This is a genomic window from Thalassoroseus sp. (assembly GCF_984380535.1).
Window position 1 is genome coordinate 26094 of record NZ_CFHRBF010000024.1, and the last position, 15608, is coordinate 41701.

General features: G+C 55.5%; 11 protein-coding genes. 4 read left to right on the forward strand and 7 right to left on the reverse strand.

The window, feature by feature from the left end:
- Positions 1-119: 119 nt before the first annotated feature.
- A complete protein-coding gene (locus AC5DDB_RS26965) occupies positions 120-947 on the reverse strand; it encodes an aldo/keto reductase (RefSeq protein WP_491742874.1) in 828 nt (275 codons plus the stop codon).
- Between the two features lie 45 nt (positions 948-992).
- Positions 993-2339, reverse strand: a complete 1347-nt coding sequence (locus AC5DDB_RS26970; protein ID WP_491742875.1) for an O-antigen ligase family protein — start codon at positions 2337-2339, stop codon at positions 993-995.
- A gap of 241 nt (positions 2340-2580) precedes the next feature.
- Here AC5DDB_RS26970 and AC5DDB_RS26975 point away from each other — a divergent pair, with 241 nt between their 5' ends.
- Positions 2581-3390, forward strand: a complete 810-nt coding sequence (locus tag AC5DDB_RS26975) for a hypothetical protein (protein WP_491742876.1) — start codon at positions 2581-2583, stop codon at positions 3388-3390.
- Between the two features lie 10 nt (positions 3391-3400).
- Here AC5DDB_RS26975 and crcB read toward each other — a convergent pair whose 3' ends face one another.
- Positions 3401-3811: a fluoride efflux transporter CrcB gene (gene crcB / locus AC5DDB_RS26980; protein WP_491742877.1), complete on the reverse strand. Its 411-nt coding sequence runs from the start codon at positions 3809-3811 to the stop codon at positions 3401-3403.
- Positions 3812-4016: 205 nt separating this feature from the next.
- Between crcB and AC5DDB_RS26985 the strand changes: the two genes are divergently transcribed.
- Together AC5DDB_RS26985 and AC5DDB_RS26990 are read left to right on the forward strand one after the other, a co-directional pair.
- A complete protein-coding gene (locus AC5DDB_RS26985) occupies positions 4017-5426 on the forward strand; it encodes a metallophosphoesterase family protein (protein WP_491742878.1) in 1410 nt (469 codons plus the stop codon).
- 71 nt (positions 5427-5497) lie between these two features.
- On the forward strand, positions 5498-8752 hold the full coding sequence (locus AC5DDB_RS26990) for an ATP-binding protein (protein ID WP_491742879.1): 3255 nt from the start codon (positions 5498-5500) through the stop codon (positions 8750-8752).
- A gap of 154 nt (positions 8753-8906) precedes the next feature.
- Here the strand turns inward: AC5DDB_RS26990 and AC5DDB_RS26995 are convergent, their stop codons facing one another.
- Positions 8907-9695 carry a VOC family protein gene (locus AC5DDB_RS26995; protein WP_491742880.1) on the reverse strand — a complete coding sequence of 263 codons (789 nt, stop codon included), beginning with the start codon at positions 9693-9695 and terminating at the stop codon, positions 8907-8909.
- Between the two features lie 176 nt (positions 9696-9871).
- Between AC5DDB_RS26995 and AC5DDB_RS27000 the strand changes: the two genes are divergently transcribed.
- Entirely contained in the window at positions 9872-10633 is a 762-nt protein-coding gene (locus tag AC5DDB_RS27000) for a BPL-N domain-containing protein (protein WP_491742881.1), read from the forward strand.
- Between the two features lie 733 nt (positions 10634-11366).
- On the opposite strand, the gene AC5DDB_RS27005 is transcribed toward AC5DDB_RS27000, so the two are convergent.
- From AC5DDB_RS27005 to AC5DDB_RS27015, 3 genes are all read right to left on the reverse strand, one after another.
- Positions 11367-12776, reverse strand: a complete 1410-nt coding sequence (locus tag AC5DDB_RS27005) for a UTP--glucose-1-phosphate uridylyltransferase (RefSeq protein ID WP_491742882.1) — start codon at positions 12774-12776, stop codon at positions 11367-11369.
- Positions 12777-12830: 54 nt separating this feature from the next.
- Positions 12831-14291: an extracellular solute-binding protein gene (locus tag AC5DDB_RS27010; RefSeq protein WP_491742883.1), complete on the reverse strand. Its 1461-nt coding sequence runs from the start codon at positions 14289-14291 to the stop codon at positions 12831-12833.
- Positions 14292-14443: 152 nt separating this feature from the next.
- Positions 14444-15592 carry an FAD:protein FMN transferase gene (locus tag AC5DDB_RS27015; RefSeq protein ID WP_491742884.1) on the reverse strand — a complete coding sequence of 383 codons (1149 nt, stop codon included), beginning with the start codon at positions 15590-15592 and terminating at the stop codon, positions 14444-14446.
- Between the last annotated feature and the right edge of the window lie 16 nt (positions 15593-15608).

Here is a 15608-nt window from a genome sequence, read left to right on the forward strand (position 1 = left end):
TCGTATCGTAACGCGAGATCCGGATCGTGTCGAGAATGAGCGTATGTCGAGGAGTGACGAATCGAGAGATGCGGTAGACGCCCGTTTTCTATCATCCAAAGATGCGGGAAGCGGAACGGTCACGGAAACCGGCCTGCGTGTTCGCGGACACGATCCCCGTGGGCGGCGAGTTCGGCATGACGTTCTTCCGAGAGTCCTTGCCATTCATCCAGTAATGATAGATTCTGTCTGAGTTCCTCAAGATCATTCGGGGCCATCAGCGTGACACTCACTGCAGACGGAGCCAGGGCAAAGCGATACCAATCGATCGCAGGGGGAATCACGAAGTCCGGAGGATCGGTAGGAGTGGGACGTAACAGCGCTCCCCAGCGGAGAGCCGTGAAAGACACGATCGGCAAACGTCCTTCGACGCTGGGGAAAATATCATCTTCCGCACCGCGATGAGCGGCATTGTATCGGACCATCAACATATCGAGGTGCTCGGAAGTCTCGACGAAACTCGTCGCCAATGGTCGCTGATGACTCGTCAACCCGATCGATTTGATTCGCCCTTCCGACTTGAGCATTTCCAGATAACCGGCGGCTCCGTCGGGTTCGTGGATACGGTCCCAATCGTGCTGATCTTCGACGTAATAATAGGTGACGACATCAATCACATCGGTATTGAGTTCCGTGCAGATCTGTTCGAACTCTCGTTGTGCGACCGCTGCGCTCCGAGATTCCAACTGCACCGCGATTTTGACATTGTCGCGTTGCGACCCGAGTTCCGCGATTGCCCGTCGCATGCCGTTCTCAGTGCCGCACCAATTGAGATAATTCACGCCACGTTCAATCGCCTCGTGAACCGCCTCCGCTGGCAAATCTGTGTTGCCACGTGATGCCAAACCCAGTCGGCAAACAGATCCCAACGAAGGAAACTCGACGGTTTTCGGAAACACTTCGGACATGACAGGGCTCTCGGTTCATTCTCGGCATCGAATACCGGGAGTTTATCAAACCGTCGCCAATGCGTCTTCTTCGTGGTAGTCCCAGTCGTATTCCGCTTCGTCCCCCTCCGCCTCGTCTTCTTCATCTTCGAGGCTATGGTTCGGCCGGCGAGATTGGTGTTTGATCACGATCGCACCAAGGAGCGTGACGTAATACGGAATCTCCACGGCTTCGACCGTCACAAATTGTGCCGAGACGATAAAACCGATCAAAGAACTGATCACCATTGACGCAATCGGTTTGAGCCAAGGGTCGGCATCGGGTGAGTTGGCCAACCGTCGACTGAGTCGCCAGAGACCTTTAATGCACAGAAAATAAAATGCGATCAGACAGATGATTCCCGGGAAACCGAGCTCCGCACCGACCTCGAACCACAAGGAGTGTGCGGCTTTTCCTTTTTTGAATCCGAACGTATGAGCCTTGAGTTCAAAATGATCCGGCCCGATTCCAAATAGCGGGTTTTCGATCATCGCCTGCCAACATGCCGTCCAGAGTTCCAGACGACTTTCCGCGGAGCGGTCACGGTTTCTGGCTTCGGCGAAAATCGTCATGAAGCGTTCAGTGACTTCCTCGCCCGCTAATCTGACACCCAACGCAATGGCCAACCCAAGCATGACATAATGCGTCGATCGCTTCGGAATGAGGAGAAACGAGACGCCGCCAGTGATACACAACGCTAGCATTCCGCCGCGGGAATAACTGAACATCACGGCGTTGACCATCAAAAACCAGAAGAAGAACGCGATGCCTTTCTTCCACAGTTTTTCTTCATATAGACCGAGGAAAAATGCCAGTCCGATGGCCGCGTTGAGCGAAATCGCGTAGCCGTTGTTATCCAGCCCAGCGAAGCCTTCTTCTTTCAATTTGTTGTAACCGCCGAAGTAGTACAGGTTCATTTGCAGCGCAATATAACCCTGGCAAATGAGAATCACCCATGCGAGGATACGGACCTGTTTTGTCGTGCGGACCGTCGTGATTCCCACGATGAACGGCGCAACAATTTTGCCGATTTGCGATGCGAAGTACCAACCGGCTTCCGGGAATTCGCAAGTGGCAGCTCCGAAGATGCTGGAAAACCAAAAGCCTAACAACGCCAGGGTGATGCCCTTGGCTTTGCCGAGTCGCCAGTCGCCACAACCGCGAAGTCCCCAACCGATGAGCATCGAAATTGCCACGATGCGACTGTAGTTACTCGCGGGGACCGACCATGACCACAGGGCTTCCGGCTTGAGAATCGCAAGGGCCACATACGCCAGCAAACCGTAGAACGGTACCACCAACCCGGCAATGGTGCCGAACAGCGTCAGCGAATAGGTGACGAGAATACCGATCATGAGCGAAGGGCGGCCCAAGTGGGAATCGAGAAGGAGACGGTCTCATCCCAAGTTTGCGGTCCGTCCCCACATCAGCCGGCAGTCGCACATCTGATCCGTTGATTTTCAGCAACTCGGTTCCAAACTTTGCGGATTGAAACAATTGTGCGGACGTTTCAATGATGCGGGTGATGTGCGAAAGCTCGGCATCCGCGGTTTATTGTTATTGTTATGATGTGAAGCGACTTTTAATCGTCTGTCGGAACTTGAGGTTCTTGAGATGAAATCGACAACGGCCTTGTTCGGCATATGGATGCTGTTCGGCAATACGACCGTAGCGTTCGCCGATCTCAATCAATACCGACTTCGGACAGTTGAATGGCTGGTCGATAATGCCGACGTAATCGCCGTTTTCCAACTGTCTCCGTCGGATCCACCGAAGTTGTTGCACACCTACAAAGGCGAGACCGCTCAAATTGAGTTTCCGCTCAGCCCTTCCGCATTCGACGGCTATTACTATTTCGAAAGACCGGCAGAAGGACCGATTCGGCTGTACTTCATTCGTGGAACGAACGAGTTGCTCGAGGAAATCGAAATTGGACGCCGCGTCCCCAGAGATTCGCCGAAGTTGATGGATGTTTACTACGGCACGACTCAGTATGGCAAGGTTCTGCTCTCGGAGCAGATGCTGCTGCAAACGGTTTTGGCACGCTTGGCTGCGAAACCGACGCCGATCATCAAGCCCAACGTACGGGTCGCTCATGCCCGCAAGTCGGGAGTTAACGCTCCGTCAGATTTTCCGTTGGAATCGGGTGGCGAAACCTATGTGTTGATTGTGCCATTTACTTCGGAGCGGCGAGATCACTTCCTCAACGCGTTGAAGAATGGCAAAGCACTTGAGAAAATTCGAGCGATTTGGGGATTGCATTACTTTGATGATCCGTCGTCCAAACAAGCGATTATCGAGGCCACTCGACTGACCAGCGTGGAACCGACATACCTTTTTAATTCCGATGGACGTGTCGAAATCGGGCAAGAAGACGTTGTTCGGGCAGCGAAGGAAGCTCTTGAGTGGTTGCCGCGAAAGTGACGGACGAAGACTAACCCCAGATTCTGCAAGCAAGTAGTCGTCCACAAACGACCGCACCGAACCCGATGCACAGGTTTCCTGCAACATATGCGAATGCCAACGGCCAACGCGATTCTCGCATGAGTTCGACGGCTTCGAAACCGAATGTCGAGAATGTCGTCAGCGATCCGAGCATGCCGGTGACGAGCATCATTCGGACCACATCGGGAAGCGGTTGCCGACCGGATGTGCGGGGGATGTCCTCGACCCACGCCATCAGGATTCCGATCAGAAGACATCCCAACACGTTGACCAGAAGCGTGCCGATCGGCGGAAAACTGGGTAGCCAACGCCGGGCCATTCCTGTCAGGGCAAACCGGGCAATTGCACCGAAGAAACCGCCCAAGCCTACGGTCAACATTTGCAGAAACGGGTGCGTCATGATCGGATCGGCTTGTGTTTAGGCGTTCATTGTCAGTGATTTTGGGCAAATTGTACCGGATCACGTCGACTACGGCAGCGAGACGATCCGGTCTTTTAACGTTTTTACAATTTCGCTAGACTTTGCGAATAACGCTCAAGTTCGACCTCGCCTATGAGCGTTTGTTGACACGGATTGTTTTCAGGATGGCGGGAAGGAATCTGCCATGACGTTTGCTTCGCTGACATTTCTGCACATCGCCGATGCCCGGTTAGATTGCCCTTTGGAATATGCCGGGGACGTTCCGACGCACCTTTTGGAACACTTCGAAGATGCCACGCTGACGGCTTTCGAATTGGCAATCCACACCGCGATCGATCGGCAAGTCGATTTCGTGTTGCTGAGCGGAGCAACGTTCATCGAAACGGACCTCAGCCTGCGAGCTCGCATTGCATTGGTGGACGGTCTGCAAACGCTTGCCGCTGAAGACATTCCGGTCTATGTCATTCCCAGCGATGAAGCACCTCTCCCGACATGGCGGGCAATTCCCGAGTTGCCGGAGAACGTGACAATCTGCGAAGCCGGTGCCACCCTGCCCGTTTATCGGGATCACGAGTGCATTGCAACGGTGTGGACAGGATCAGAGTTAGAACATGCAGTTCCCTACGTTAACGGTCACACGAACGGGGCGACCAACGGACACCATCGGCATGTGTCTCCGTTTCAGATCGGTGTGATCACGTCTCCATTATTCGTCAAATCGCTGGGACGTCAGAATACTGTCGCGGAGACAGGCTCCAAAGAACCTGCGGACGAAATCGACTGGCAACGACCGTCCTGGGCTCGTCGATCCAGCAATATCGAAGCCGAACCCACTCCATCCGTTGAAGAACCGGAAGTTGTCAAGGAGTCGACACGGTTCAATTTCCTCACCTGGGCATCTCAAGGGGAACGGTTCCGGTCGAACTTGAAGCGACAAAACCAAGGTCTTTCGATTGTCGATCCGCTGACGACTCAACCGTTGAAGTCGTCGGAACGAACCCGATGCGGCGTCAAACTCGTCGAGGTTCGCCCTGACGGTCAACGTCATGAAACCGTGTTACCGACGAGCAGCGTGCAATTTCAGAACTACAGTATTCAGGTTCCGAAAGAGATCACACGGGACGATCTCGTAACGAAAATGGCTGAAGCTCTGTTAGAACCCTCGACCACTAACGACGAAGATATCTTACTGATCCAGTGGGAACTTCGCGGCAATGGTTCGTTGTGGAATTCGCTGCGAGACCGAACGACACGTCAGAACCTTTTGGATGATGTCGTCCTGACTGCGGAACCACCGGAAGATCCGCATTTGTGCCATGCGATTCAACTCGTGCGAAGCAAGACGGAATCACCTGAGGAAACTCTCACGGGCCGGTTTGCGAGTCGATTGGAATCCCAGGATTCCCTCACCAAAAACGAGTTGACCGCTCGGCTTGCAGATCATTGGCAGGCGGTTCCCGAGGCGGAACAGGTCGTGGGTGGACGGGAATTGTTAGAGAGTATGCTCGATACTCGCGATGACACCGTCATTCGCGAACTCGCCTGGTGCATTGGCAACGACTGGCTCGAACGCGAAGCGAATTTGGACAAGTAACCACAGACGCTGCATCCGGGAAACCCCTGCTGATCTTCCAGCGGGATTGGTGTCATGGAAGGACCCAAACCATGCAATTGACCGATATTCAGATCGATCGTTTCGGTGTCTGGCGACGTCTGGCGATGCCGTTGCGTCCGGGGGGCATCAATGTGGTTTATGGCCCGAACGAAGCGGGAAAATCCACATTACTTCGCTTCATCCGTGGCACACTCTACGGGTTTGAAACGACATCGGTCCGCACCGAACTTGGCAAACATGAACTCGAAAACGAATCCGCGATTCTCGGCGGTTCGGTTCGACTGATGCATGGCGGGCACGAGTTTGAAGTGACGCGTCATGCAGACGCCGACGGCCGAGGAACGCTGTCGGTCGATCGCGTCTCAGATTCGATGGCGAATGTGGCCGGTCGGTCGTTGTTGCCCCGCGAGTTCCAGAACTTGTCACCACAAGACAAGTTGACACATATCCTCAGCGAAACCGGCGAGCAAACCTTTCGGCATGTGTTCGCAATCGGTTTGAACGAGCTTCAAGAACTTTCGACGCTACAAGACGCCGAAGTTGCCAAACGCATCTACGGACTGACTCTTGGCCCGGAAGGTGGAGAACTTGTCAAGCTGCTCTCCGAAGCCGACCAATTTCGACGACAGTTCTTCGTGGCGAACCGTCATCGTGGTGAGTTGCTGCGACAACTTTCGCGAATGAAGGAACTCGACGCAGCGGTACATCGGCTTGGTGATCAGCGACGCCAGTACAACAAACTCCTCGCGAAACAGGCCGAATGGGAAACGCAGATCGAATCGCTCAAGGCAAAACGAGCAGGTCTTCGTCAGCAACTGCAAGGCCACGAGATCGTCAGCCGAGTTGCCACACCCTGGCGAGAATTGCGGGAGTTGGAACGGGAACTGGCAACGCTGCCCAAAACCCCCGCGGCTCCGAAGTTTGATTGGAGTGTCATCGAGCAAATCGATCTCGATTTCGCCGAACTGAAACCACAGTATCGAAGTGCCCGTCGACGAGCGATTTCCGCACGAAAGAAGGCGGAAGCCGCAAAGCCGAAGGTGCTTCACACCGCCGAAACCAGCACGCCGTCTCCCTGGACGGAAGAAATGTTTGTGTTGCAAGGTTTGGTGGCCCAGCGACCGATCATCGCCGAAGCCGCCCGGCATGCGGAACAATCACAAACCGAGGCAACTCGCAAGAAGGCCGAATTCGAAGCGAGACTTCGCACTCTCGGTGCAGATTGGTCGGCTGATCGGTTGGATTCGATCGACGCCAGTCATTCCGCATACCATCGCTTAGCGGATGCCGGGCAGAAGTTCCGCTCGTTGGCCGTCCGCAAAGATCGCATGCAGAAGAAATATAAAAAGACGGCTGACGCATGTCACAAACTCCAAAGTGAGTTCGATGCGGCGATCAGTCAACTGCCCGAATCGACTCTGAAAGAAGCGATCGTCGAAGCAAAACGTCAGTTGGCTGACGGCGAGGGACTGGCGGAACTTCAGCTTCGAGAGAGCGAAGTCGATCAACGCATCTCGAACCTGCAACGCGAACTGGCCCGCTTAGAAAGTCGACCGGATTTGCCGCCGTGGGGACCGGGGTTCCTGTTATTCCTGGGTATCGGCGGAGCGATACTCTCCACGATCGGGTTTATCACCGGACTCACGACCAACGGCATTGCTGGTTTGATTCTGGCGTTGATCGGGCTCGCTGGTTTCTTCATCGCACGAGGTTTCCAGCATCACTCCGAAGGTCATTTGCACGAAGACCTCGCAGAATTGCGGATGCGTATTCGCACCCACGAGGCCGAACTGCGGGACATCCACGAAGTGATTCACCATCGCCTCCCGAATGGTCGGATGGATTCTGGTCATCCCGAAGGGCCACAAGCTCAGTTGATTGCTCGGGCATCTCAACGACTCTCCGAATTGAAACGACTGGTTTCCGTGCAGCGGCGGTTGAAGCGGGATCGAAAAAAACTCGGTCGCATGCGGAAAAGTATTCAGGCGGTCGGACGGGAACACGATGCGGCTCGCCAAGCTTGGTGTGACGGTGTACGACAAGTTCGACTGCCCGAGACGGTGAACGTCGACGACGCCTTACGAACCTGGCAGCAGGTCACCGAGGTGAGAGAGTTCAAGTACGCATGGGACCTCAGTGAGAATGCGGCCCGCGATGCCCAACGTCGCCTGGAGCAATACCGCGGGCGAATCGAAACGACCGGCCGCCAATTCAATCGGCACAAGGAAGACTACGCCCATCCGCTCGATGTACTCTCACGATGGGAACGTGAACTCACGCAATTACAGAGCAAACCGCAGTCCGCACCGGCGTCCATCGCGACGCCCGAAGTCGACGACAGTGAGCGTCAAAAACTGTTGAAAGTTGCCCGCAAGTACCGCAAGGAGGCCATGCAACTCAAACGTCGCATGATCGCCTTGCGAAAACGACGACGAGAATTGTTGGCCGACATCGGCGTATCGTCGCGTGAAGAATTCGAGTCGAAGAATTGGGGCGGCGGGCGTCGCGAGGAACTCGAAGAGTTGATCGCGATGGCGAAGTTGGAGCTTGAATCCGCTCGCGAGGAAGCACCGGATCTGGCGATCGTCGAAGAAGATTTACACTCGCACGATGCCAACCTGAGCCGGGAAAGTCGGGAGTCGTTGACGAAGCAACTCGAACGCGTCGAGTCCGAACTGCAACAACGCAGCGAAGAACTGGGCCGCGTCAAGCAGGAGTTGGCCACGCTCGCGGAAGACCGCACCGGCACCCGCTTGCGACGCGAATTAGCGAACGCCCGCTTGCAACTACAGCAAACCGTTTCGCAATGGGTCGCAACCGAGACAGCCGCGGATGCGGTTTCGGGATTGCGGTCGCATTTGGAACGAGATGGCCAAACCCGTACGCTGAGTCTCGCATCGGAGTTCCTGGCCGAATTTACCGAAGGACGTTATCGACGTATCTGGAGCCCCATCGATCGACAACATTTGCTCATTGAGGACGAAGCCGGGCAGAGTTCTGCAGTCGAAGTCCTCAGCAATGGAACCCGCGAGCAACTGTTCCTGTCAATACGGTTGGCACTCGTCGAACAATTCGCGGAGGATGGAATCGAGTTGCCTCTGATTCTCGACGATGTGCTGGTGAATTTCGATCACCAACGGACCGCCGCCGTCGTGGAAACCCTGCACCGTTTTGCCGAACGCGGACACCAAGTGCTGTTGCTGACCTGTCACATGCATCAGGCCCAATACTGCGAGTCCCTCGGCATTGAACCCATTTGGCTCCCCGGACACCATCCATTACTCGAAGCCAATCGCGTCGCGTGAGACCCGGTCAACGCGAAACTGGTCCCGTGGAACTACACAGCTCTCAAGCTGAGAGGGACTTGCAAGTGAGGATGGCAGATCGAGGATAGAGGATGGCAAACCGAATGCGATCCTCGATCCTCGAAACCGACCGCTTTAGAGACTAGGAATTGCCCTAGTCGTCCACGGGGCCGTTCATTTGGATGATGTTGAACATTGCCCCCTGACAATCGGCGACGACACCCAACTTGCCAACCGGTAGATCCATGACCGGTTGGATTAAGTTGCCACCGAGTTCGCTGATCTTGGCGGTTGCCTTCTCGATGTCCTCGACTGTGAAGTACACACTCCAGAACGAGGGAATCTCTCCCATTTCTTGTCGCCACGGCAAGATTCCGCCGTTCATTTGCTCGCCGTTTTTGATGATGACGTAATCGGTCATCGATTCATCTTCATCGAAGGTCCAACCGAACACCTTACTGTAGAACGCCTGAGACGCTTCGATGTCTCGGCTAATGAGTTCGTTCCAACCCCAGGTATTTGCATCGTTAACCCAGCCGGAACCCGGGTGATCGATCGGTTTCCACAACGCGACCATCGCACCTTCGGGGTCGGCGATGACAGCCATTTCGCCGGCCGTCATCACTTGCATGGCGGGCATGGTGACCTTACCACCGGCTTCCGGGACCTTCGCGAGCACCGCATCCAAGTCCGGTGTGTGGACGTAGCTGTTCCAATGTGGTGGAGCACCACCCTCTCGCATCTCGCCGGTCATTTCGCCGAGTCCCGCGATATCGTGACCGTCTTTCTTGAAGATGTAATATGGTGGGCCATTGTTCGTGTCTTGTTCTTCTGCCGTCCAACCGAACAATTCGCAGTAGAAATCATGAGCTTCCATCAGCCCGTGAGACATCAAGTCCACCCAGCAAAACTGATAAGGAACATAAGATTCGCGACGTCCCATCAATCGACTCCCAGAATTTGAGTTCGTTCGAGCAACCGTGCCCATTGGAGTCAGAGGCGTGTTTGGATGCAAGTGTACAGTTTGTGAATTCTTGACATGGGGCGTGGTGAACCCAACCCGATCGCTGTATAAAAAGTTTCGCACGCGAGTTTGATCAATTCCGGAGTTCCTGACTCATGTCGAAGATTTGCGTTGTCTGGCTGCAAGTGTTCGTACTGGTTTCGGCCACAGTTTCCGCAGAGGAAATGCCGGTACGTGTGGCGATTTTCCAAGACGAAGGCACCGGGAAAAGCGCGAAGAAATTGACGACAGCGTTGGAATCGCTGAAGGGAGCAACGTTCGAAGTCCAGCAAATCTCGGCCAAGCAAATCCGCGACGGTGAGTTGTCGGGCGTTGATGTGCTGATTCACCCCGGCGGCAGCGGCAGCAAACAGGGTATAGCCCTGGGGAAAGAAGGCCGCGAGACGGTTCGGACGTTCGTGCAGAACGGTGGCGGATATCTCGGGATCTGTGCCGGTGCCTACTTAGCGACCAACGATTACTCGTGGTCACTGAATCTGATCGATGCGAAAGTTCTTGACCGTCTGCACTGGGCACGTGGCACCGGCGAAGTGAAACTGCAACTCTCCCCCGCAGGCTCGGAACTTTTCCGCCGGGAGGGCGACGAACTCACGCTGTACTACGGACAGGGGCCGTTGTTGGCACGCAGAGAATGGGACGACCCCGCCGTGCCCAATTACGAAAGTCTTGCCATCTTCGCCACCGAGATCGCCAAGAAAGGCGCCCCGCGTGGCGTCATGGTCGGCACATCCGCCGCCGTCCGCAGCCAATTCGGCCAAGGCCGAGTCTTCTGCTTCAGCCCCCACCCCGAATCCACCAAAGGCCAACACGACCTAATCCCACTCGCGGTCCAATGGTTAGTCAAAGAAAACCCGTAGGTCAGGCTGTGCCTGACGCAAAGTGTTTCTAGGTCTGCGACCAGTCATCTGATGTACAGTGTGATGCTTCTCGTATGGTGTTCACAAAATCGTCAGCCTCAATCTGACGCAATTGATTGATCGCATGGTGGGTTTTCTGATGGTTCAATAACTGTTTGCCCACAGTGAAAACAGTTTCGTGATGCAATCACAATTCGCTTTCCCGAAGCAAGAGACTTTCCGCAATGACTGCATGTTAACTGCGGAAATTTCCGGTATTCTTTTTCCATACGTGACAGTAAGAAAAAGAGCAACGGTAGCCCGAGCGCGAACCCACCGGCGGCAATGAATTTTGGTAACGGAGAAGTTGTGAAGAACTTGACGACTTCTGATGTGATCAACGCGAGAAACAGACAACCGAAGAGCCCGCCAACACTCCAAAACAAGAGTCGAGCTGCATTTCTTTCATGGATTTCAGCAGCATGCAGAAATTCTTTGAGTGAACACGACATTGCGACGCCCCTGATCTGGCGGTATCTGTTCTTGTGTGTATATGGTGGCGTGTGGACACACGGCTGTCAATTTGATGCAAAGAACGACAATGTGTTGTGTCAGCAGCAGTCGTAGGTCAGGCTGTGCCTGACACAATATGTGCTAAGATCTGCAACCATGGATTGTCAGGCACAGCCTGACCTACAGGTTACTGGCGTCTGCTCTGCAGCCCTGAAATAGAATCTTTCTGGGCTGTCCTACGCTAACCAAAATAAGACTGTCCCGCGAATTGAGTCTTCGACTCAAACCGTGCTTTCAGTTGTTCTTCATCCAACGCGAACAGTGGGCCGATTTCGATGGTGGCGGATTCGGGGACGGGTTGGTCGGCGGCTTGGAGCCATTCTTTGCCGATGCGGCTGATGGCGGCGCGGGCGGTGGCGGGGGAGTCGTCGCCTTCGGCGTTCTTGACGGGATTGAATTCGCGGGCGCGGTCGGCTTCCATCACGAGCGCGGTTTTCGCTTGCGGGAGTGCGTCGAAAATGAAGCGTTCGAACTTGATCGCGTTCGGCGATTCCGGTTCAACTAGGTTGCCGTTCTCGTCGAGGTGCGGGACTTTCTTATGAGCTAAGTGGAACGGCAAGGCGGCGTCGCTGACGATGAGTCGCTCCAGAAAATCGCGAGAGAACACGTGCACCGCAATGCTGCCACACCAGAGTTCGAGATCGCCGTTCGAATCGGTGCGGGCGGCAACATCGGTGGGCAGATCGCTGTACTCGATGATCTGCGTCACGCCGTCAACCGCGACCACGATTCCCATTTTTTCCTCAGCCGAACGCTTCGGCACCACCTTGCTGGACATCTCCGAACCCCGCAGTTCGTGGAAACCCAGAAACGCGGGGTCGCAGACTTTCACGGTTGGGTTGTCGACTTGATGGTAAAACAGCCGATCGACGCCGCGTCGCTGCATGTCATCCAGGCAGCCACTTTTTTCCAAGGCCGCGAGCATTCCGCCGTGACCGTCGGGGCTGGTGCACAGTCGGTACGGTTCAGCCATCAGCAGTTTTTTCGACTCCGCATCGACGGCGGGCATCGTGCCCTGTTGAAAGAAGCGGACGGCACTGGGGTCGAGACCGAAGAACTCCTGCGATTCCCAAAACGCGACGGTCTCCGCGTGCGTGGCTTCGCTGGTCATGATGTAGAACGGAATGATCGCACCGGCGTCACGAGAACGAGCGGCGACTTGCTCGGCGAAGATTTGAAACAGCGTGGAACGGCTGACCGGGCCGACAGGGAACATGCCTTTGGGGTGCGGAAACCCGAGCCGCGTGCCCTGCCCGCCGGCAACAAGAATCACACCGACCCGCCCGGCTTTCAACAAATCGTTGCCGGCGTTTTCGGCGGCTTGAAAGGCTTTCAATTCTGACGCCGTATTCGGCAGTCGAACAATCTCGGCCGGTGGCGTGGCACGTTGAGCCCGCGCGGCAGGCGTATCCGTCTCATCCGCCGACTTCGCCGAAAGCCAACGATTAAGCATGGGAAAGTCGATCGCTTCCAACTGCGTTTGCAACGCGGTTCGTTGATCGGAATCCAAGGTTTCCCACCATCGAAGCACATGGGTTTGACCATGCTCCGTTAACCGCGATTGAAGGGCGTCCGGTAGAGAGTGGGACATCAATTTTCGGCTCCAAGTTAGGATTCGAAGAAAAAGAAAGCTCAACGTCGACGCTCACGGGGCCGGGAAACCGAGACCCCGCGTATAACTTTTGCGGACGGCTTCGGACCCTAGCTCCTGGGTGATGACACGCCATTCCTCGGCGACTTGTTGGAGAACGTCTTGGCTGTCGACATCACCCTCCCAAACAGCGTTTAGTCCGACCGACAGTGAATCGCGGAACCGTTTTCGGCCGATCACCGGCAACTCCTTGATGCACTGGCCCGACGACAAACTGGTCCTGACGGCATTCATCCACCCACCCTGCTCTTCCGGTCGCAATGTCTGACCGGCGAACATTCCCGGCGTGTCGACCTGTGATTCCCGAACAGGGCTGCCGAATGGCGGTGGAAACGTTTGGGCGGATTCTTTCGCAGTGAGTTGTAACGCAAGGTCCCAAGCAGCCTGCGAGCTGGCGGAACTTTTGGAAACCGCGACGCATAGCCCTGCGAATCCGGTCAACGTCACTGTATGCGGACTGTCTGCCGGTGATGATTGGAAGGTCGATTTCGATTGATCGTATGTTTGCACGCTGCCGGGGAGCGGTTCGATCGTGAGGGCAACATCCTCCGCCCGTGTGTTGTCCGATGGACTTTCTTTCGTCTGCGGCCCGAATGGAACCGGTTGACCGTTCGGTGCGGACTCCAAAGCGATTCCCATGGCTGCCCGCCCTGCGAGTAACTCTCGGCGACAATCCGCAGGCGAATAATTCACCACATCCTTGGCAAGATGCTCTCGGGCTTGCTGCACAAGTTCCAAGGCGGCGACGAAACCCGATGTCGCGATGAGCGGTTCCCCGGTGCGGATGTCGAACTCGAACGAAAGTTGATCAGCCGGTTTCGCGACTGCAGCGGCGCGGGCGAGGAATGTCGTCGCTCGCCACTCGGGAGACCACGGCTCGACTGCGGTCAATCCTGGTGCCCACTCGTCGAGCGTGGCCAATAACTGCTGATATTCGGTCCAAGTTTTCGGCGGTTCCAAGTCTTTGGCTGCCAGCAGGTCCGCACGGTAATACGCGACGAGAACCGGCATTGAAACCGGAATGATGCGTGGGGCACCTCCAATTTGTGCGGTATGTTCCCGGATGCCGTAGAACACATCGAGCCATCTCAGCGCCGAGCCATCTTGAACCGACGTCGGTAGCGAAGCGAGCCGGTCTTGTTCGGTCCATTGTGGCAATTCCGTCAACGGAATCACCGACACATCTGCGGATTGCTTCGGCGCCTGCAAGGATTCATCCGCGATGATGTTCGCTTCTGCGCCGGTTGCCCCCCGCCACTCCGCCAGTGTCAAATCCCAGTATTCGGCGAAGTTCGTATCGGGCGGCACACGGATCGTGACCGATTGCCCTTGGAACACCAGTTTAGGCGGTTCGGTGGCCTCGTCGGCATCTTTCGACGAACAACCGATCAGCATTAACAGGCAGCCGACCAACGGCCAGCAGATCGATTTTCGGTTCACTTCACGGATTTTCACGACGGAAATTTCTCGAAGGTCAGGTCAAGCCTGACGTGATCGTAGGTCAGTTAGAAATCGACGGATACAGTCTGGCGGACCGCTCCGGCAATATTATCGTGACAACCGAAATTCACTCCGGCAACCGGCCTGACGGAAAATTCGGCAAGTCTTCATCGATCAGGCGTTTTGCAACAGTAGTCACGAAATTTCGTTGACGCTCGCTGACGAATTTCGGGGACATCGGGCTTGGATCGGGAATCGTTGCGGGCGATGAATGCCTCGACGTTTTCCAGTGATTCAACGAACTTCCAAGCGGCATTCCATTCCAAGACGCTCAATGCCGACGCGAGACTATCCGCTTGCATGCCGGTCGGTGCGATGACGGTGACCGTGCTGCGATGGGTCAATCCAATGCCGGTTTTAGGATTTACGATGTGGGAGTACCGCACGCCATCGATTTCCACGAATTGGTAGGCGTCGCCGCTGGTGGCCACCGCGATGTTATGCAGGCAGAGAACGGTTGGTTTATCGGAAGTCGTTTTCTGGTCTGCGTTTTCGTCAGAAACGGGAGCCATGGCAATTCGCCAGCCGGTTTCGCCCGGTGGCGGATCGCCAACGACCAAGTCACCACTCGCATCAATGAGCACACGCGTGACGCCATGTTCCTTTAAGACTCGTCGCATTTCGTCGCCCGCGTATCCTTTGGCGATTCCACCAAAATCCAACTGCATGTCCTCGACTCCCAGTTCAACGGACTGCTGTTCTGCATTAAGCGTGATCTGCTGGTATCCGACCCGTTTCTGAGCGGCCTCGAGTGTCGCTGCGTCCGGCAGTTTCTGGTGTCTTCGGGCGGATCGCCATAGTTTGACGACCGGGCCGACCGTCACATCGAAGGCTCCGTTGGATTGTCGAGAAAGGTGATTTGCCGCCGTAATGACGGTCCACAAATCGTCGCTGACCGGGATTGGCCGTCCGGGGCCTGATCGACGACCGAGTTGGCTGAGTTCGCTGTCAGGGTCGTAATCGCTGAGGGCATTGTTGATCTCGCGAACCCGGTCGAACGCTGCCTTTGCTGCTGAGTTTGCACGCGGTGCGTCCGGTGCGTACAATCGGAGTGTGAAGACAACCCCCATCCGGACTTCACGGAACGTGAACTCCTGAAGTGACGTGGTCGGGGGCGTTGGATCGTTAGCCGCCTGAATTGGGTTCGTTAGTAGTGCCAGCCAGAAGACGAATCCCCATCTCAACTTAAAGTCATTGGATTTCCCTACCCGACGGTCGTTTCGCGTGCTCGAAATTAACGCGAGTGGGCAATTCATCTGTTTTCTCTCCGAG

Bases quoted from the DNA above. Each gene is read 5' to 3' on its own strand.
- crcB (WP_491742877.1), bottom strand. From the start codon at position 3,811: ATGACGCACCCGTTTCTGCAAATGTTGACCGTAGGCTTGGGCGGTTTC.
- AC5DDB_RS26995 (WP_491742880.1), bottom strand. From the start codon at position 9,695: ATGGGACGTCGCGAATCTTATGTTCCTTATCAGTTTTGCTGGGTGGAC.
- AC5DDB_RS27015 (WP_491742884.1), bottom strand. From the start codon at position 15,592: ATGAATTGCCCACTCGCGTTAATTTCGAGCACGCGAAACGACCGTCGG.
- AC5DDB_RS26975 (WP_491742876.1), top strand. From the start codon at position 2,581: ATGAAATCGACAACGGCCTTGTTCGGCATATGGATGCTGTTCGGCAAT.
- AC5DDB_RS27005 (WP_491742882.1), bottom strand. From the start codon at position 12,776: ATGTCCCACTCTCTACCGGACGCCCTTCAATCGCGGTTAACGGAGCAT.
- AC5DDB_RS26965 (WP_491742874.1), bottom strand. From the start codon at position 947: ATGTCCGAAGTGTTTCCGAAAACCGTCGAGTTTCCTTCGTTGGGATCT.
- AC5DDB_RS26985 (WP_491742878.1), top strand. From the start codon at position 4,017: ATGACGTTTGCTTCGCTGACATTTCTGCACATCGCCGATGCCCGGTTA.
- AC5DDB_RS27000 (WP_491742881.1), top strand. From the start codon at position 9,872: ATGTCGAAGATTTGCGTTGTCTGGCTGCAAGTGTTCGTACTGGTTTCG.
- AC5DDB_RS26990 (WP_491742879.1), top strand. From the start codon at position 5,498: ATGCAATTGACCGATATTCAGATCGATCGTTTCGGTGTCTGGCGACGT.